The sequence below is a fragment of the Corynebacterium sp. ACRPZ genome (assembly GCF_022346205.1).
Taxonomy (GTDB): Bacteria; Actinomycetota; Actinomycetes; order Mycobacteriales; family Mycobacteriaceae; genus Corynebacterium; species Corynebacterium lehmanniae.
In genome coordinates, this window is the sequence record NZ_JAKRMR010000003.1 from 77595 (window position 1) to 96238 (window position 18644).

Annotated in this window: 17 protein-coding genes; 7 read left to right on the top strand and 10 right to left on the bottom strand. The window is 68.4% G+C overall.

The genetic code is table 11. The features are described 5' to 3' along the window. Positions 1 to 17 precede the first annotated feature (17 nt). The 6 genes from yvcK (at position 18) to secG (ending at position 5660) form a co-directional block, all read left to right on the top strand. Entirely contained in the window at positions 18 to 983 is a 966-nt protein-coding gene (gene yvcK / locus MHX64_RS02940; RefSeq protein ID WP_239355800.1) for a uridine diphosphate-N-acetylglucosamine-binding protein YvcK, read from the top strand. A gap of 50 nt (positions 984 to 1033) precedes the next feature. Further along, positions 1034 to 2002, top strand: a complete 969-nt coding sequence (gene whiA / locus MHX64_RS02945; protein WP_239306434.1) for a DNA-binding protein WhiA — start codon at positions 1034 to 1036, stop codon at positions 2000 to 2002. A gap of 239 nt (positions 2003 to 2241) precedes the next feature. Beyond that, positions 2242 to 3252 carry a type I glyceraldehyde-3-phosphate dehydrogenase gene (gene gap / locus MHX64_RS02950; protein ID WP_239355799.1) on the top strand — a complete coding sequence of 337 codons (1011 nt, stop codon included), beginning with the start codon at positions 2242 to 2244 and terminating at the stop codon, positions 3250 to 3252. 90 nt (positions 3253 to 3342) lie between these two features. After that, positions 3343 to 4554: a phosphoglycerate kinase gene (pgk, locus tag MHX64_RS02955; RefSeq protein WP_239355798.1), complete on the top strand. Its 1212-nt coding sequence runs from the start codon at positions 3343 to 3345 to the stop codon at positions 4552 to 4554. Positions 4555 to 4568: 14 nt separating this feature from the next. Beyond that, entirely contained in the window at positions 4569 to 5342 is a 774-nt protein-coding gene (gene tpiA / locus MHX64_RS02960) for a triose-phosphate isomerase (protein WP_239355797.1), read from the top strand. An 81-nt stretch (positions 5343 to 5423) separates the two neighbouring features. Next, complete coding sequence (gene secG / locus MHX64_RS02965) at positions 5424 to 5660, top strand: preprotein translocase subunit SecG (protein ID WP_070473991.1); 237 nt, start codon at positions 5424 to 5426, stop codon at positions 5658 to 5660. Between the two features lie 23 nt (positions 5661 to 5683). Here secG and pgl read toward each other — a convergent pair whose 3' ends face one another. Genes pgl through tkt form a run of 5 tightly spaced genes read right to left on the bottom strand, consistent with a single transcriptional unit; the run spans position 5684 to position 12116 of the window. After that, positions 5684 to 6367: a 6-phosphogluconolactonase gene (gene pgl, locus MHX64_RS02970; RefSeq protein ID WP_255710958.1), complete on the bottom strand. Its 684-nt coding sequence runs from the start codon at positions 6365 to 6367 to the stop codon at positions 5684 to 5686. Next, entirely contained in the window at positions 6357 to 7286 is a 930-nt protein-coding gene (locus tag MHX64_RS02975) for a glucose-6-phosphate dehydrogenase assembly protein OpcA (RefSeq protein WP_239355796.1), read from the bottom strand. The genes pgl and MHX64_RS02975 overlap by 11 nt, the downstream gene beginning before the upstream one ends. A 17-nt stretch (positions 7287 to 7303) precedes the next feature. After that, positions 7304 to 8842: a glucose-6-phosphate dehydrogenase gene (gene zwf / locus MHX64_RS02980; protein ID WP_239355795.1), complete on the bottom strand. Its 1539-nt coding sequence runs from the start codon at positions 8840 to 8842 to the stop codon at positions 7304 to 7306. A 1-nt stretch (position 8843) separates the two neighbouring features. Beyond that, complete coding sequence (tal, locus tag MHX64_RS02985) at positions 8844 to 9935, bottom strand: transaldolase (RefSeq protein ID WP_239355794.1); 1092 nt, start codon at positions 9933 to 9935, stop codon at positions 8844 to 8846. Positions 9936 to 9944: 9 nt separating this feature from the next. Beyond that, positions 9945 to 12116, bottom strand: a complete 2172-nt coding sequence (gene tkt, locus MHX64_RS02990) for a transketolase (protein ID WP_239355858.1) — start codon at positions 12114 to 12116, stop codon at positions 9945 to 9947. 156 nt (positions 12117 to 12272) lie between these two features. On the opposite strand from tkt, the gene MHX64_RS02995 reads away from it, so the two are divergent. After that, complete coding sequence (locus tag MHX64_RS02995) at positions 12273 to 13190, top strand: heme o synthase (RefSeq protein ID WP_255710957.1); 918 nt, start codon at positions 12273 to 12275, stop codon at positions 13188 to 13190. On the opposite strand, the gene MHX64_RS03000 is transcribed toward MHX64_RS02995, so the two are convergent. From MHX64_RS03000 to mptB, 5 genes are all read right to left on the bottom strand, one after another. After that, positions 13187 to 14146 carry a quinone oxidoreductase gene (locus tag MHX64_RS03000; RefSeq protein WP_181888466.1) on the bottom strand — a complete coding sequence of 320 codons (960 nt, stop codon included), beginning with the start codon at positions 14144 to 14146 and terminating at the stop codon, positions 13187 to 13189. The two genes, MHX64_RS02995 and MHX64_RS03000, sit on opposite strands and share 4 nt — an antisense overlap. A 1-nt stretch (position 14147) precedes the next feature. After that, positions 14148 to 15011 (bottom strand): heme A synthase, encoded by an 864-nt coding sequence (locus MHX64_RS03005; protein ID WP_181889588.1) that lies wholly within the window; start codon positions 15009 to 15011, stop codon positions 14148 to 14150. Between the two features lie 135 nt (positions 15012 to 15146). Beyond that, complete coding sequence (locus MHX64_RS03010; RefSeq protein ID WP_181888465.1) at positions 15147 to 15911, bottom strand: ABC transporter permease; 765 nt, start codon at positions 15909 to 15911, stop codon at positions 15147 to 15149. Then, on the bottom strand, positions 15911 to 16837 hold the full coding sequence (locus tag MHX64_RS03015; RefSeq protein WP_239355793.1) for an ABC transporter ATP-binding protein: 927 nt from the start codon (positions 16835 to 16837) through the stop codon (positions 15911 to 15913). Before MHX64_RS03015 ends, MHX64_RS03010 begins: the two co-directional genes overlap by 1 nt. Beyond that, positions 16830 to 18542: a polyprenol phosphomannose-dependent alpha 1,6 mannosyltransferase MptB gene (mptB, locus tag MHX64_RS03020; protein WP_370642059.1), complete on the bottom strand. Its 1713-nt coding sequence runs from the start codon at positions 18540 to 18542 to the stop codon at positions 16830 to 16832. The genes MHX64_RS03015 and mptB overlap by 8 nt, the downstream gene beginning before the upstream one ends. Positions 18543 to 18644: the final 102 nt, after the last annotated feature.

Consider the following 18644-nt stretch of genomic DNA (forward strand, 5'->3'; position numbering starts at 1 on the left):
TCAGAAAGAAGGGTCAATTGAGCCATACGTCGTTCACGTGCCTCGGGGGAGGGCACGGCTTGTACCAGACGCTTACCGCCGCGCGCGAAGCCGGCGCGTCCACGATCAACGCGGTGGTCACCGTGGCGGACGACGGTGGATCGTCCGGGCGCTTGCGCCGCGAGATGGAGATCGTCCCGCCCGGGGATCTGCGCATGGCGCTGGCGGCCCTGACAGCCGAAGGCGAGGACGGCGCGCAGTGGCGCGAGACCCTGCAGCACCGCTTCGGCGGGCACGGCGCCATGGCCGGCCACGCGCTGGGCAACCTGTTGATCACCGGGCTGGCCGAGCGCCTCGGCGACACCCAGGCCGCCCTGGATCAGGTGGCCGCCTGGACCGGATCCGCCGGCCGCGTCATCCCGGTGTGCCCGCAGCCGCTGGACATCGAAGCGGACGTGGCGGGCCTGGACGACGACCCGCGCGTGCTGCGCTCCGTGCGCGGCCAGGTGGCGGTGGCCACCACCCCCGGGGCGGTGCGGCGTGTGCGCCTCACCCCGGCGCAGCCAGCCGCGAGTGAGGCGGCGGTGCAGGCGATCATGGACGCGGACATGGTGACCATCGGGCCCGGCTCCTGGTTCTCCTCGGTGATCCCGCACATCCTCGTGCCCGACATCGCCCAGGCGCTCAATGAGACCTCGGCGACCGTCGCGGTGATCCTGAACCTCTCGCCGGAGGCGGGGGAGACCCACGGGTTCACCACAGAACGTCACATCCACGTGTTCTCCCAGCACGCCCCGCAGCTGCACGTGGACTACTTCCTCGCCGATGAGCGCACCGCCACCTCCGACGGCGAGCGCGACAACATCGCCCGCGCCGCCGCTCGTTTGGACGCAGAGGTCGCCTTCGCCCCGCTGCGCGAGGTGGACGCCGTGGGCGCACCGCTGAACCGCCACGACCCGAAGCAATTGGCATCTGCCCTCAAGGCGCTGCGCCCGGCACGATAGAATGCTGGGCGGTTCCAAGCTGCAACACACGTAAACGAGGGGAGGCGCCGGTGGCGCTCACGGCCAAGGTCAAGGACGAACTCCTGCGCGCCACCGGCGGCGGGCTGGAGGCGCGCGCCGCGGAAGCGGCCGCGCTGATCCGGTTCGGCGGGGAGATCCAGCCGGCGGAGGGCGGGGTGGCCATCGTCGCGGATTTTGAGGAAGAAGCGGTCGCGCGGCGCTTAGCCAGCACGGTGGCCGATTTGTGCGCGGTGGAGGCGAGTGTGGAGCTACTTGCGCCGTCTTCAGGCAACCGCGAGTCGCGGTACGAGGTGCGCGTCGATGACGGCGCGGCGGACGTCATCCGCCGCTTGAAGCTCGTCACCGCGTCCGGCCACCCGGTCGTGGGGATGCCGCGGCAGGTCATTTCCGGCGACATGGCCGGGGTCGAGGCCGCGTGGCGCGGGGCCTTTCTCGCGCGCGGGCGACTGGCTGAACCGGGCCGGACCGCCACCCTTGAGGTCGCCTGCCCGGGCCAGGAAGCCGCGCTGGCACTGGTCGGGCTCGCCCGGCGCTTAGGCCTGACGGCGAAGACCCGCGAGACCCGCGGCGTCGAGCGGGTGACCTTGCGCGACGGCGAGGCGATCGGCATCCTGCTCAGCCGCATGGGCGCGCCGGCAACCCGCATCGAATGGGACACGAAGCGCGAATCCCGCGCAGTCAAGGCGAAGGCGAACAGCAGGCTCGCCACGTTCGACGACGCGAACACCCGCCGCTCGGCGCAGGCGGCGGCCGCGGCGGCGGCCCGCGTGGAGCGCGCCATGGAGATCCTCGGCGACGACGTCCCCGAGCACCTCGCCGAAGCCGGCTACCTGCGCGTGGAGCACCGCCACGCTTCCCTGGAGGAGCTGGGCCGTTTAGCGGACCCGCAGATGACCAAGGACGCGGTGGCTGGACGCATCCGGCGCCTGCTCTCGCTCGCAGACAAGCGCGCCTCGGAACTGGGCGTGGAGGACACTCACGGGAGCCCGACCACCTAAAACCTGCACGGGTGACATACTTCACAGTGGGTGCTGCGCGGCCGGAGTCGGGGGTGGAAGCGGCGGAAATGGCTCCCCCTGAGACGTGGAAACGGGCATAAACCAACATCAGGGGCGGGTGCTGATTGCGGTTACCACCCCTGGTTTCGTCGTTAAGCAAAACGTTATCTGCAGGTGAGAGCCCTGCTCATTACACTCGGGGGTGGACCGACAGACCACGAGCACGAGGAGTGTTGACTGTGACTACCCGCATTGGCATCAACGGTTTCGGCCGCATCGGCCGCGCAGCGCTGCGCATCATCGAGGACGAGTACAAAGGCGAGCTCGAAGTGGTGAAGATCAACGATCTCACCGACAACGAGACCCTGGCGCACCTGATGAAGTACGACACCGCGTACGGCCAGTTCAACCACGACATTGAGCACGACGACGACTCCATTACCATCGACGGCCGCCGCATCGAGGTCTCCGCGGAGAAGGACCCGGCCAACCTCGCCTGGGGCGACTCCGACGTGGACATCGTGCTCGAATGCACCGGCGTCTTCCGCAAGGGCCCGGACGCCAAGGCGCACATCGACGCTGGCGCGAGGAAGGTCATCATCTCCGCACCGGGCAAGGAAGTCGACGGCACCTACGTCTGGGGCGTCAACCACGCCAACTACACCGGCTCCGAGGACGTCATCTCCGCCGCATCCTGCACCACCAACTCTCTCGCGCCGGTGGCGAAGGTGCTCGACGAGGCGTTCGGCATCGAGCGCGGCCTGATGACCACCGTGCACGCCTACACCGGCGACCAGCGCCTCCAGGACGCGCCGCACAAGGACCTGCGCCGCGCCCGCGCCGCCGCCCAGAACATCGTGCCCACCACCACCGGCGCCGCAAAGGCCGTTGCGCTGGTGCTGCCGAACCTGGAGGGCAAGCTCGACGGCTTCGCCATGCGCGTGCCCACCATCACCGGCTCCGCCACCGACCTCACCGTCACCCTGGGCAAGGAGGCCACGGTCGAGGAGGTCAACGCAGCGGTGAAGAAGGCCGCCGAGGACGCCGAGTTCGGCCGTGCGCTGCTCTACACCGAGGACCCGATCGTCTCCTCCGACATCATCGGCAACTCCCACGGCGCGATCTTCGACGCCGGCATGACCCGCGTGATTGACGGCAACATGGTCAAGATCATTTCGTGGTACGACAACGAGTGGTCCTACACCTCCCAGTACATCCGCCTGACCAAGTTCGTGGCGGACAAGCTCTAAGGAGCTTGATTTGCGGGTCTGCGGTGCTTCCGGCACGGCGGACCCGTTTTTCATACGATGGTGAATGTTCACAGAACAAAGGAGATACCTATGACCAAGAACTTGCAGCAGCTTCTCGACGAAGGCGTGGACGGCCGCCACGTCCTGGTCCGGTCCGACTTCAACGTCCCCCTGGACGACAACGGCAACATCACCGACGCCGGCCGCATCGACGCCTCCCTGCCCACCCTGAAGGCGCTGCTGGACGGCGGCGCGAAGGTGATCGTCATGGCGCACCTGGGCCGCCCGAAGGGCGAGGTCAACCCGAAGTTCTCCCTCGCGCCGGTGGCGGAGGCGCTGTCTGAGCGCCTGGGCCAGTTCGTCCCGCTCGCCGGCGACGTCTCCGGCGAGGACGCCCACGAGCGCGCCAACGGCCTGACCGAGGGCGAGATCCTCCTGCTTGAAAACGTCCGCTTCGACGCGCGCGAGACCTCCAAGGACGAGGCGGAGCGCACCGCTTTCGCCGAGGAGCTCGCCGCGCTTGCGGCCGACAACGGCGCGTTCGTCTCCGACGGCTTCGGCGTTGTGCACCGTGCGCAGGCCTCCGTCTTCGACGTGGCGAAGAAGCTCCCGGCCTACGCCGGCTACCTCGTGGACAAGGAGGTGGAGACCCTGTCTTCCGTCAAGGACAACCCGCAGCACCCGTACGTGGTGGTGCTGGGCGGCTCCAAGGTCTCCGACAAGCTCGGCGTGATCGAGGCGCTGGCGGAGAAGGCCGACAAGATCATCATCGGCGGCGGCATGTGCTACACCTTCCTCGCCGCCCAGGGCCACAACGTGCAGAAGTCGCTGCTGCAGGAGGACATGGTGGACACCTGCAAGGAGCTCATCGAGCGCTTCGGCGACAAGCTGCTGCTGCCGGTGGACGTCGCCGCCGGCGCGGAGTTTGACAAGGACACCGAGAAGAAGGTCGTCGGCCTGGACGAAATCCCGGAGGGCTGGATGGGCCTGGACATCGGACCCGAAACCGCCAAGAACTACGCCGAGGCCATCAAGGACTCCAAGACCGTGTTCTGGAACGGTCCGATGGGCGTGTTCGAGTTCCCGAACTTCGCAGACGGCACCAAGGGCGTCGCCGAGGCCATGATCGCGGCGACGAAGGAGAACGGCTCCTTCACCGTGGTCGGCGGCGGCGACTCCGCGGCGTCGGTGCGCACTCTCGGCCTTGACGAGGACGGCTTTTCCCACATCTCCACCGGCGGCGGCGCCTCCCTCGAGCTGATCGAGGGCAAGGAACTGCCGGGCGTATCTGTTCTGAACTAGGAGGTTTGCAACCCATGGCACGCACGCCACTTATCGCGGGCAACTGGAAGATGAACCACGACCACCTCGAGGCCATCCAGAGTGCCCAAAAGCTCGCCTTCGCGTTTCCGAAGGACGGCTACGAGTACGTCGACATCGCGCTGACGGTCCCGTTCACGGACCTGCGCTCCATCCAGACCCTGGTGGAGGGCGACAAGCTCAAGATCGCCTACGGCGCCCAGGACGTCTCCGAGCACGACAACGGCGCCTACACCGGCGACATTTCCGCGTCCATGCTGGAGAAGCTGGGGTGCTCCTGGGTGGTCGTCGGCCACTCGGAGCGCCGCGAGTACCACGGCGAGACCAACGAGCAGGTCGCCGCGAAGGCTGCCAAGGCCATTGAGCACGGCATCGCACCGATCGTCTGCGTGGGCGAGCCGCTCGAGGTGCGCGAGGCGGGCGAGCACGTGGAATTCGTCGTGAAGCAGGCGCGCGAGTCGCTCGCCGGAGTGGACCTGTCCAAGGCCGTCATCGCCTACGAGCCGGTCTGGGCGATCGGCACCGGCAAGGTCGCCTCGGCCGAGGATGCCCAGGAGGTCTGCCACGGCATCCGCGAGCTCGTGCGCGAGCTTAGCGACGACTCCGTCGCCGACGCGATCCGCATCCTCTACGGCGGCTCCGTCAAGGCCGACACGGTCGCCGAGATCATCTCGCAGCCGGACGTGGACGGCGGCCTGGTCGGCGGCGCCTCCCTGGACGGGCAGGACTTTGCCAAGCTCGCCGCGGCGGCCGCCAACGCGGTGATGTAAGTCGCTGCCGGGATTGTTCGAGCGGTGGTGTAAGCTCATCGGGAGTTTGCACCATCGCCCATTTTGAAAGGTGTCGCACACATGGCTTTAGCCCTTGAGATTGTGCTGGTGATCGCCGCGATCCTCATGACCGTCTTCGTCCTGCTCCACAAGGGCAAGGGTGGCGGCCTGTCCAGCCTGTTCGGCGGCGGCGTCCAGGCCAACCTGTCCGGTTCGACCACGGTGGAGAAGAATCTCGACCGCGTCACCGTGCTGCTGGCCCTGATCTGGATCCTCTGCATCATCGGCCTGAACCTGATTCAGACCTACGCGGTCTAAGCACCCGCTGAAAGACCGCTGAATTAGAACGGTCCTGTTGCGTCCTTCGTGGCGAACAGGACCGTTTCTTTGCGCCCGATAGCGCCGGCGACCGGCCAGTCGTCGGCGGCTTCGGCGCCGTCGGAGGCGTGGCTGGTCGCCTCTGCCTTCTCCGCGCCGGAGACCAACAGCCACACCCGGTCGGCGGACTGCACCGCCGGCAGGGTCAGGGTGGCGCGCTCTGCGGGCGGCTTTGGCGAATCGGTCACCGCCACCACCATCGCGTCGCGCTCGCGCACAGCGTCGGTGTGGGGGAACAGGGAGTTGATGTGGCCCTCGCCTCCCATGCCCAACAGGTGCAGGTCGAACCCGCCGTCGCCGACGAGTTTGCGGTAGCGTTCCACCGCAGCGTCCATCGGGCCGCCGTCGAGGCCGTAGCCGTGGATGTTCTCCTCCGGGATGTCCACCTTGGACAGCAGCGCCGCGCGGGCCTGCCCCTCGTTGGAGTCGGGGTGGTCCGCGGGCACGTTGCGTTCGTCGCCAAAGAAGACCTCCACGCGCGACCAGTCGATGTCCTCGCCGGCGAGGCGCTCCAGCAGGGCGATGCCGGCGGTGCCGCCGGTGAACACCACGCGTGCGGTGCGGCCCTCGGCGTGGATGTCGGACATGAGGGCGGTGAACCGGGAGGTCGCGGCGTCGAGAAGCGATGCAAGATCGTTAAAGCTCATTGTGTACTCCTTGGAGTCCGCGAAGCGCGCGCTCGTAGGTGGTGTCGGGGCCGAGGTGGCGCAGGTCCTCGGCGAGGCTTTCGGCCTCGGTGCGCTCGCCCATAGCCACGAAGGAATCGGCGTGGCCGGGCGCGGAGATGCGTACGGTGTGGCTGTCCTGGACCGCGACCTCCACGTCGCCGCCGTCGCAGTGCAGCACCAAGCGGGCGATAGGGAAGTCGCCGGCCGCATCGCCCTCGCAGCGGGTCACGTCCACGCCCAGGCTGGAGGCGAGCCAGCCCGCGGCAAGGTCCACGCTCGGGTCCCCGGCGGCGCCCGCGATCTCGGCGCTGTGGACGCGGGCGCCGGGGTGGCGGTCCAGGGCGGAGGCGACGATGCCGCGCCACGGGGTGATCCGCGACCACATCATGTCCGAATCGCCGTGCTCGTAGCCGTCCGTGAGCTGCTTCAGCGTCACGCCGTTCGTGCCGCGGCGCAGGTTCGTGATGCGTCGCTGGGCGATGCGGCCCAGCTGCGTGCCGGACGGGTGCTTCGGCGCCTTCTGCGGCCAGCACGCCACCACGGGGGTATCGGGTAACAGCAGCGGGGTGACTACGGCGCCCATATGCCCCGTCAGCTCGCCGTACAGGCGCATGACCACCACCTCGGAGGCGCCGGCGTCGGTGGCCACTAGCACCTGCGCGTCGAGGCGGGTTTCGGCGTCCGGGTCGCCGGAGATGAGCACCAGCACCCGGGCGGGGTGCTCGAAGGAGGCGTCGCGCAGGGTGGCGAGTGTCTCGTCGATGCTGTCGTCGCGCGCGTCGTCGATGGCCACCAGCAGGGTGAGCACGCGCCCGGTGGCCAGTGAGTGGCGCTCCCGTGCGTGGGAGAGCTCGGCGGCGATGGCTTTGGTGGTGGTGTCCGGCAGTTCGGTGATCATGCTCGAGCCTTTCTTGCTTATGGACGCCGCCAGGCGCGCCCGTCCTTCGACAGCATGCGCTCGGCAGAGGCCGGCCCCCAGGTGCCGGCGGCGTAATCGTCGGGGCTGCCTTGCTCGGCCCAGTAATCCAGTACCGGATCCAGGATCTCCCAGCTGCGCTCCACCTCGGAGTTGGTGGGAAACAGGCTGGACTCGTCGAGCAGCGCGTCCAGGATGAGGCGCTCGTAGGCCTCGGGGGACTGTTCCGTAAACGCTTCGGAGTAGGCGAAGTCCATGTTCACGTCGCGCAGCTCCATGCCGGGTCCGGGGACCTTGGAGCCGAAGCGCATGAGCACGCCCTCGTCCGGCTGGACGCGGATGACCACGGCGTTGTTGGTCAGCAGATCCGTCTGCCCCTGGGAGAACGGCTGGTAGGGAGGGTGCTTGAACACCAGCGCGATCTCGGTGACGCGGCGGCCCAGCCGCTTGCCGGTGCGCAGGTAGAACGGCACGCCGGCCCAGCGGCGCGAATCGATCTGCAGGGTGCAGGCGGCGAACGTCTCGGTGGTGGAGTTCGGGTCGAACCCTTCCTCCTCGCGCAGGCCCACGACCTTCTTGGAGCCCTGCCACCCGGCGGTGTACTGCCCGCGGGCGGTGGTTTTGCCGAAGGGGCCCACCGCGGAGGTGGCGCGCAGCACCTTGAGCTTCTCGGCACGCAGCTGGCCGGGGGAGAACGAGGTCGGCTCCTCCATGGCCACCAGGGCGAGCAGCTGGATCAGGTGGTTCTGGATCACGTCGCGGGCGGCGCCGATGCCGTCGTAGTAGCTGGCGCGCCCGCCCAGGCCGATGTCCTCGGCCATGGTGATCTGCACGTGGTCGATGTAGTGGGAGTTCCACACCGGCTCAAACATCTGGTTGGAAAAGCGCAGCGCCAGGATGTTCTGCACCGTCTCCTTGCCCAGGTAGTGGTCGATGCGGAAGACGGAGCGCTCGTCGAACACCGCGCCGACGACCTCGTTGAGCTCCTTGGCGGACTCGAGGTCGTGGCCGAACGGCTTTTCAATGATCACGCGGCGCCACTGGTTTTCGCCCTCGTGCGCCATGCCGGAGCGATCCAACTGGTGGACAACCTCGGCGAAGAACTCCGGCGGCACGGACAGGTAGTAGGCCCAGTTGCCGGCGGTGCCGCGCTCGTCGTCGCTGCGTTTGCAGGTGGCGGCGAGCCGGTCGAAGGCGGCGTCGTCGTCGAAGTTGCCCTGGACGAACTCTAGGCCCTCGGCGAGGCGCTGCCAGACGTTCTCGTGAAACTCGGTGCGTGCGCCTTCGTCGATAGCTTTGCGCACGTACGCCTCGAAGTCGGCCTTGGACCAGTCGCGCCGCCCGTAGCCGACCAGGGTGAACCCGCCGGGCAAAAGGCCGCGGTTGGCCAGGTCATAGACGGCCGGCAGCAGCTTCTTGCGGGCGAGGTCGCCGGTGACGCCGAAGATCACCATGCCGGAGGGCCCGGCGATCTGGGGGAGACGTTTGTCGGCGGGGGAGCGCAGCGGGTTAGTCCACTGCTGGTGCGGAGAAGTCACGTTAGGCGAGCCTAGCAGTCATGGAATCGAGCAGCTCCTGCCACGCGTCCACGAACTTCTCCACGCCTTCGCGCTCCAACACGGCCACTACGTCGTCGAGGTCGATGCCCACGCCGCGCAGCGCCGCGAAGGTCTCGCGGGAGACGGCTTCGGTGCCGGTGAGGGTGTCGCCGTGCACGCCGCCGTCGCGAAGCACGGCGTCGAGCGTCTTCTCCGGCATCGTATTCACGGTCTGCGGGCCGGCGAGCTCGGTGACGTACATCGTCGCCGGGTAGTCCGGGTTCTTCACACCGGTCGACGCCCACAGGGGGCGCTGGGCGTTCGCATTTGCAGGAAGCTTAGCGACGTCAACGTCGCCGAACTCACGCTCAAACAGCGCATACGCCAACCGCGCGTTGGCGATGCCCGCCTTGCCGCGCAGCGCCAGCGCTTCGTCGGTGCCGATGGCCCCCAGGCGCTTGTCCACCTCGGTGTCCATGCGGGAGACGAAGAACGACGCCACCGAGTGGATGCGGCTGACATCGTGGCCGTTGGCGGCGGCCTTGCGGATGCCGTCCTTGTAGGCGTCGATGACTTGCTGGTAGCGCTCCACGGAGAAGATCAGGGTGACGTTGACGGAGATGCCCTCGGCCAGTGCGGCGGTGACGGCGGGCAGCGACTCGTCGGTCGCCGGGATCTTGATCATGAGGTTGTCGCGGTCCACCAGCTGCCACAGCTCGCGGGCCTGCGCGATGGTCTTTTGCTCGTCGGCGGCGAAGCGCGGGTCCACCTCGATGGAGACGCGGCCGTCCTTGCCGCCGGTGGCCTCGTAGGTGTCGCGGAAGAGGTCGCAGGCGTCCTGGACGTCCTTGACGCTCATGGCGTAGACGGCGGCGTCGGCGGTGGTGCCGGCTTGCTTCAGCTCGGCGAGCTGCTCGTCGTAGTGGGTCCCGGAACCCATGGCGGCGGCGAAGATCGCCGGGTTGGTGGTCACGCCCACGATGGACTTCGCGTCCTTCACCTCGGCAAGGTTGCCGGTGGCGATGCGCTCGCGTGACAGGTCGTCGAGCCAGGTGGAGGTGCCAGCCTGGTACAGATCGTCGATAGCAGTCATGCCGCAACCCTACTTTCCGTCGCCGCGGGTCGGCTCGGATTCGGTGTCGCCGACGCGCACGCTGGTTGCCACGCTGCGCTCTTCGCGCACGCACTCGAGGGTCTCGCGGGCGGTGCGCACGACGTTGTCGGTGGTGAAGCCGAAGCGCTCGAAAAGCTCGGCGCCGGGTGCGGAGGCGCCGAAGTGCTCCAGGGATACGGCGCGGCCGTACTCGCCGAGGAAGCGGAACCACGGCATCGAGGTCGCGGCTTCGACGGAGACGCGGGCCTTGACGCCGCGCGGCAGCACGGAATCGATGTAGGCGTCGTCCTGTTCCATGAACCAGTCCATGGACGGCACGGACACCACGCGGGTCGCGGTGCCCTCGGCCTCGAGCGCCTTGGCGGCACCGACGGCGTACTGCACCTCGGAGCCGGAGGCCATGAGGATCACCTCCGGGGTGTCGGCGGATTCCTCGACCAGCACGTAGGCACCGCGGGCCACGCCCTCGAAGGCTTTCTCCTTGGTGCCCTCGAGCACCGGCAGGTTCTGGCGGGACAGCGCCAGCGCTTTCGGCTGCTCCTTCGCCTCGAGCGCGGCGATCCAGGCGGCGGAGGTCTCGTTCGCGTCGGCCGGGCGGATCACGGCGACGTCCGGGATGGCGCGCAGGGCGGCGAGGGTCTCCACAGGCTGGTGGGTCGGGCCGTCCTCGCCTAGACCGATGGAGTCGTGGGTGAACACGTAGTAGCCGTCGATGCCGGACAGGGCGGCCACGCGGATGGCGGGGTAGAGGTACTCGGAGAAGATGAGGAAGGTGCCGCCGTAGACGCGGGTGCCGCCGTGCAGGGCGATGCCGTTCATCACCGCGCCCATGGCGTGCTCGCGGATGCCGAAGTGCAGGTTGCGTCCGTACGGGTCGGCGGAGAACATCTCGGTGGAAATGGAGCGCGGTCCGAAGGACGGCGCGCCCTCGATCAGGGTGTTGTTGGAGCCCGCCAGGTCGGCGGAGCCGCCCCACAGTTCGGGCAGCGCGGCCGCCGCGGCCTGGATCGCGGCCGCGGAGGCCTTGCGCGTGGCCACACCCTTCGCGTCCGGCTCCCAGGTGGGGAAGTCCTTCTTCCAGTCCGCCGGCAGCTCGCGGGCGGTGAGGCGGTCCAGCAGCGCCTTGCGTTCCGGGTTCGCCTCGGCCCAGGCGTTGAACTTCTCGTCCCAGGCGGCGCGCTTCTCTGCGGCGCGCTCGCGCAGCTTGCGGGTGTGAGCGATCACCTCGTCCTCTTCGGGGAAGTTCACGGCCGGGTCGAAACCGAGCGCCTCCTTGACCGCGGCGACCTCGTCGGCGCCGAGCGCCGCGCCGTGGATGGCGCCGGTGTTCATCAGGTTCGGGGCCGGGTAGCCGATCACGGTTTTCACGCGGATGATCGTCGGCTTGGTCGGCTCCGCCTTCGCCTCGGCAACGGCGGCCTCGATGGCGGCGACGTCCTCGCCGGATTCGACGGTCAGCGTCTGCCAGCCGTAGGCGTCGTAACGCTTGAGCACGTCCTCGGTGAACGCGATCTGGGTGTCGTCCTCGATGGAGATGCGGTTGTCGTCCCAAAAGAGGATGAGGTTGCCCAGCTGCTGGGTGCCTGCGAGCGAGGACGCTTCGGCGGTCACGCCCTCCTGCAGGCAGCCGTCGCCGGCGACGACGTAGATGTAGTGGTCGAAGGGCGACTCGCCCGCCGGGGCGTCGGGGTCGAACAGGCCACGCTCACGTCGAGAAGCCATCGCCATGCCCACGGCGGAGGCGAGGCCCTGGCCGAGCGGGCCAGTGGTGATTTCGATGTGGTCGGTGTGGTTGTACTCCGGGTGGCCCGGGGTCTTCGAACCCCAGGTGCGCAAGTCCTTCAGGTCTTGCAGCTCCAGCCCGAAGCCGCCGAGGTAGAGCTGCACGTACTGCGTGAGCGAGGAGTGGCCGTTGGACAGCACGAAGCGGTCGCGGCCCACCCAGTCCTTGTCGGCCGGGTCCACGTCCATCACGCGCTGGAACAGGGTGTAGGCCAGCGGCGCGAGGCTCATGGCGGTGCCGGGGTGTCCGGAACCGCAGTTTTCCACCGCGTCGGCGGCGAGCACCCTGGCCGTGTCAACGGCGTGGGTGTCGGTCTCGGTCCAATCCTGCGGGTAGTTGCGCTCGGTCATTGCCTGCAGTTTCGGGGGCAGCGTCATGGGGTCCTCGCTTTCTTTAAGGTCGGACAAAAGCATATCGCTTATCGACGCCTCCGGTCCCACCCGTTCCTCGATTCGTTGACTCGCGTTGGTTGGGGCTACCATCGTCCGAAGGTATGATTGCCCGCGCCCGACGGCGGTACAAAAAGGAGAGAGTTGTTGGAGACCATCAAGGCATATTTCGCGTTGACGAAGCCGAGGGTCATTGAACTTCTCTTGGTCGCCGCGATCCCCGCGATGCTGCAGGCGCACCGCGGCGAGGTGCACCTCTGGCTCGTGCTGGGCACGCTGCTCGGCGGCTGGATGGGGGCGGCCGCCGCGAACACCTTCAACATGGTCGCGGACTACGACATCGACCAGAAGATGGGCCGCACCCGCGCCCGTCCGCTGGTGCGGCACTCGGTGACCAAACAGAAGGCGGCCGTGTTCGCCTGGGTGATGCTCGTGCTGTCCGTGCTCTGGCTCGGGGTGCTGTGCAACTCCTGGCTGGCGGCGTTTTTCATCCTGCTGACCAACTTCTTCTACATCTTCATCTACACGAAGTGGCTGAAGCGCCGCACCTGGCAAAACGTGATCTGGGGCGGTGCGGCCGGCTGCATGCCCGTGATGGTGGGCTGGGCCGTGATCCGCGACAACGTCCACGACGGTTCCGCCGACAACTGGTGGCAGGCCATCGTGCTGTTTTTGATCATCTTCTTCTGGACCCCGCCGCACACCTGGGCGCTGGCCATGAAGTACAAGGACGACTACGCCCGCGCCAACGTGCCCATGCTGCCGGTGGTGGCGACTGCGGAAGAAACCTCCCGCCAGATCGTGATCTACTCCTGGCTCACCGTGGCCGTCTCGCTGCTGCTGGTGCCGGCCGCGTCCTGGATCTACCTGGTAATCGCGATCGCCTCGGGTGCGGCGTTCTTGGTCATGGCGACCAAGCTGCACCAGGGCATCGTGCGCGACGAGAACGTCAAGCCGCTGAAGCTGTTCATCCTCTCCAACAACTACCTCGCCGCGCTGTTTCTGGGCCTGTCCTTCGACGCAGTGCTCGGCTGGGAGACCGTCGGCCAGCTGCTGTTCTAAACCTTCAGCACAACCGAGCCGGTGGTCTTTCGCGCCTGCAGGTCCTCGTGGGCCTGGCGGGCGTTTTTCAGCTCGTAGGGCGGGTGGATGCGGATTTTCACCGTGCCCTCTTCTACCGCCCGGGCCACGGCCTGGGCGCGCATGAGGAACTCGTCGTCCGTGGCCACGTAGTGCTTCAGCGACGGGCGGGTGAGAAACAGCGCGCCGTGGGCGTTGAGCTCCTGGATCTTGAACGGCTCGACGTCGCCGGAGGCGGAGCCGAACGAGCAGACCAGCCCGCGCGGGCGGGTGACGTTGAGGCACATCTCGAAGGTGTCTTGGCCGACGCCGTCGTAGACCACGTCCACGCCGCCGCCGCCGTTCTCGGCCTTGATCTGCTCGGCTAGGTCCTCGCCGTAGCGGAACACCTTGGTCGCGCCCGCCTCGTAGGCGAGCTTTTCTTTCTCGTCGCTGGAGACCACCGAGTACACGGTCGCCTCCTCGGCGGCCGCCATCTGGGTCAGGATCAGCCCCACGCCGCCGGCGCCGGCGGTGACCACCATGGTGTCGCCCGGCTTCGTCTCGCGCACGCCGTGGAGGAGGTAGTGCGAGGTCATGCCCTGCAGCAGCATCGAGGCCGCCACCGCAGGATCGACGCCCTCCGGCACGGCGACCAGCCGGTTGCGGTCCACCGCCACCTGCTCGGCGTAGGAGCCGGGGGCGGCGTGCCAGGCTACGAGGGTGCCGGGCGCGATCTCGCCCTTGGGATCTTCCACCACGCGGCCGCAGCCCTCCGTGCCGGGGATGTACGGCGGGTTCGAGGGGTAGGTTCCGGAGCGGTAGTAGGTGTCGATGTAGTTGATGCCGGCGTACGTGACGTCGACAAGCAACTGCCCCTCAGACGGCTGTGGCGGCTCGGCGTCCTTGTACTCGAGGACTTCCGGGCCGCCGTGGGATGTGACAACGATTGCTTTCATGTCACACGAGCGTAGGCAACCTGCGCTTCCCGTGTGCAAAAAGGAACCCGCTGAATGCAACCACCGTCGACGACATGGCGATATGCGCCGGGATTGTCCAGCGCGGAACCCCCATGCGGAACTGGATCACGCCGATGGCCCATTGCACCAGAATCATGGCGATGAGCACGTATGCGGTGCGCTTTGCGTCCTCCGGCGCGCCGGAGTTGCGCAGCAGCACCGTGGTGATGATCGTGGCGATGAGGTAGAGGTACATGCACGCCGCGTGCACGTATGCGAGCACGCGCGTGTCCATCTCGAGGCGGCCATCCATGCCCGCGCCCGCGTCGCCCGAGTGCGGGCCGGAGCCGGTGACCATGGTGCCGGTGATGAGCACGAGGCACAGCGCCGCGGCGGCGATGAGCGTCCACGTCTGCGCCGAGCCGGGGTAGCGGCGGGTGGGGGCGGAGTTGTCGGGCTCGGCGATGCGCATGTAGAGCATCGCAGCGACGAATACGAGCACCATCGACGGCAGGAAGTGCACCGCCACGGACCACCAGCGCAGGTCCAGTCGCACGGAGATGCCGCCGATGACGGCCTGCACGACCACGCCGAGCAGGGAGATCCAGGCCAGGGTCTTGATGTCTTTGCGGCGCCCGGCGCGGATCACGGCGTACAGCACGAGGCCGGCGGCCGCGGCGACCACGAAGGTCAGGGTGCGGTTGCCGAACTCGATGGCTTGGTGGATCCAGGGCGCCGCGCCGGCGACCGGCACGAGCGAGCCCTCGTGGCACAGCGGCCAGGTGTCGCAGCCGAGGCCGGAGCCGGTCACGCGCACGAGCGAGCCGGTGACGGTGATGCCGCCCTGGCACAGCAGCAGCACCATCGCGAGGGTGCGCTGCAGCTTCAGTGACGGGTCGCGCCAGGCCTCCCTCCAGGAGTTCGGGCGGGTCTCGGCTGTGGTTGCGGTCACTGTTTCTCCAACTTTCGGACGATGTTGATCGTGGTGAGTGTATCGCGCCTAGCCGTCAAAGCGGAACAAGCGCACGGCCGCGGTCACCGCGGCGACCCCCCAGGCGGCGAGTGAGGCCCACGCCACCCAGTTGACCTGCAAAGACAGCGCTTGCACCAGCGCGCCTGCCAGCGCCACGGTGGGCACCGCGTTCCACCACCCGGCGTGCGCGATGTCGCCGGAGTAGCCCACCCAGCCGAGGATGCCCATGAGCACCAGCCAGATCAGGTTCGCAAGCGCCAGCACCAGCTCGGCGCGCAGGGTGCCGCCCATCAGCAGCCCCAGCGCGGTGAACGCGGCCACGCCACACAGGAGGGTGGCCAGCCCGAACGCGGCGCCGGCGGGGGTCACGCGCCACCCCAACGCCAGGGCGATTGCGCCGAGCACCACCAGCTGCACCACCACCGTAGCCAGCACGCCGAGGATCTTGCCCACGATGATGGTCCAGGGCGGCACCCCGGACGCGCCGGTGCGCTTCAAGGCCCCGTAGCGGCGGTCGAAGGCGACGGCGATGGCCTGGCCGGTAAAGCCCGCACCGGTGGCGGCCACGGCGAAAACCATGGGCACCAGCACACCCGAGTCGGTGTTGTCGCCCAAAATCGGGGCGAAGTGGGCCGCCAGCAGGATCGCCGCCGGGATCAGCACGTTGACCAGGAGCTGCTCGCCGTGGCGCAGCATCAGCTTCGCCTCGATGCGCCCCTGGGCCGCGGCCATCCGGCCGAAGGACGCCCGCTGCGGCGCCGGGGCGAAAATGCCGGGGGTGAGCTTTTTCATTAGCTCCTCAGCTCCCTTCCTGTGATGTCCAAAAACACGTCCTCCAAGTTGCGGTGGGACACGCTCAGCTCGCGGATCAGCACACCTTGGCGTGCGGCCTCGCGCGCCAGCTTCTCGACGACCTCCGGCGAGCCCGTGCCCTTGATCCGGTAACTGCGGGGCCGGATCTCCTCGACGGTGAGGCCGGCGGGCGTGAGCTCGTCGTTAAGCTTGTGCACCTCGAAGGCCTCTGCAGTGTCGAAAGAAAGCACCGGAAACTCCTCGTGGCTGGTGAGCTCCTCCGGGGAGCCCTGGGCGACGACGGTGCCGTGGTCGATGATGACCACGTCGTCCGCGAGGCTTTCGGCCTCGTCCATGAGGTGGGTGGTGAGCAGGACGCTCACCCCGTCGCGCTTCAGCGCCGAGATGATGTCCCACACCGCCATGCGTGACTGGGCGTCCAGGCCCGCGGTGGGCTCGTCCAAGAAGATCAGCTCGGGGCGGCCGATCAGGGCCAGCGCCAGCGACAGGCGCTGCTGCTGGCCGCCCGAGAGGCGCCGGTAGGTAGTCTTCGCCGCTCCCTGGAGGCCGACTAGCTCCATGAGCCAGCGCGGGTCGTGGGGGTGCTTGTTGTAGCTGGCGGCGAGGTTGAGCATCTCCTCGACGGAGACGCCGGCGTAGGAGCCGCCGCCCTGGAGCATGATGCCGATGCGGTCGCGCACCTTCTGCGGATGCGCGACCGGGTCCATGCCGAGCACCCGGATCGACCCGGAGGTGGGTTTGGTGAAGCCCTCGCACATCTCGATGGTGGTGGTTTTGCCGGCTCCGTTGGGGCCCAGAAGCGCGAGCAGCTCGCCGCGCCGCGCTGTGAAAGAGAGCCCGTCAACCGCCGTTTTCTCGCCGAATCGCTTGATAACGCTTTCGACGACCAGCGCGTGATCACTCATGGGTGATGAGTGTAGACCTCCTGCGCCGCCACACCCGAAGCGCGAGCGCTACGCACGCCGCCAGGAGGATGAAGCCGACGACGGCGGAGCCGTAAATCGTGGCGACGGCGCCCGCCTGGAGACGGAGCCCGCGAGGGAGGACGAGGAAGCTCACCAGCGCCGAGTACCCGGCCACAGAGGCGCGGAAGGTAAAGCGGTTCGCCCACGCCGCGAGCGGAAGCACGGCCCACAGCGGGTACCAGGGGTGCACGACGGGAAACAGCACCACCAGCACGAAGGTGGACACGCCGAGCCCGCCTACCGGGTGGATGGTGCCGCGGTAGGTGGCCCACAGCATGCGCAGCGCAAACGCCGCCGCGACCGTTAGCCCCGCCCAGCGGGTCACGCTGAGCATCGCGTCCGTGTGGTCGCCGAGCCCCAGGTTCATGCCGAGGAAGCCTCCGGCGACGCCGATGTCGGTGGTCAGAGACAGCCAGCTGCGGATCTGGGCGGCGCCGCCTTGGCCGGTGACCCAGCCCAGGCCGATGCCGGAGGCCAGCGAGACCGCGATGGCGGTGGCCGCCAGCATGGTCGCGTGCAGGGCGGCGGAGGTCGCGATGGCGCGGGGGCCGCTGCGCTGGCGCTGCGGGCGGGTGCGCAGGTGGCGGGCCAGCGCCATGCCGGTGAACCCGAGGGCCAAAAAGCCGATCACCTTCACCATGCCGGCGCAGCTGATCAGGGCGGCAGAGGCAGCGAGCAGCGCCCAGCCGGAGCGGCGGTTGCTCTCGAGCCGGTCGATGCCGCGCAGCCCCACCTCCAGGCCGACGAGCAGCAGGCCCATCATGATGGCCTCGTTGTGGATGCCGCCGACCATGTGCAGCACCGTCAACGGGTTGAGGATGCCCAGCCACAAAGCGGCCGGGCCGGTCACGCCGCAGCGCTTCGCCAGCGCGAGCACGGCCCAGGCCGCGGCGAGGATGCCAGCGACAGACACGGCGCGGTGGGCGAGCACGCCCCAGAAGATCGAGTCGCCAGTGATGTGCGAGATCACCGCCGCGGTCCCCAGCGCCACCGGTCCGTACGGGCTAGGCGAGTGCGCCCAAATGAACGGCACGGAGCGGGCGAGGTGGTGCTCCACCCCCAGCAGCTCGACGGGGCCGGAGGAGTACGGGTCGAGCCCCTGGCGCACGATGCTGCCGTTGGCCAGGTAGGAGTAGATGTCCTGGGTGAAAAGCGGCGCGGTGGCGATAAGTGGGACCACCCAGGCGATGAAAGTGCGCAGCATCTCCGGGTTGCTCACCCGCGCCCCGCGCGCCGCGCCTGGCGACGCCCCGACGAACGGGGCCATGGCCAGCCACGCCGCCACCAGCACGCCGACGCCGATGAGCACAAGCGCGTTGGAGGCGAGCATCATGCGCCCCATCTCCGCGCCGAAGGGGAAATTCTGCCACGGGTTTTCCACCACCGGCAGGGCGCCGCCGCCGATACCCGCGAAACCGATCAGGAACGCGCCGGCGGCCCCCGCCCAGCGCAGCGCGGCGAAACGGCCGCGCTCGCGGGCCCGCACAGCCGCGCTTGTGGGTGCGCTGTGCGCAGGCGAGGCCGGGTCGTGCAGCAGCGTCGAGCGGGACCCGGGTCGCCCGAAGCGCGGCAGCTCGCTGGCCACGTTCACGCGCGGGGCGCGGCGGGCGCGTCGGGAGCCGTGCGGGCGGTCGGGTGCAGTCACGGTTGAACAGTCTAAGGCGCGCCCCGACACGGGCCCACCCGGTGCGGCAGGAATATTTACAACACACTAGTGTTGTGAAAAGGCAGCGACCCAGACCACATC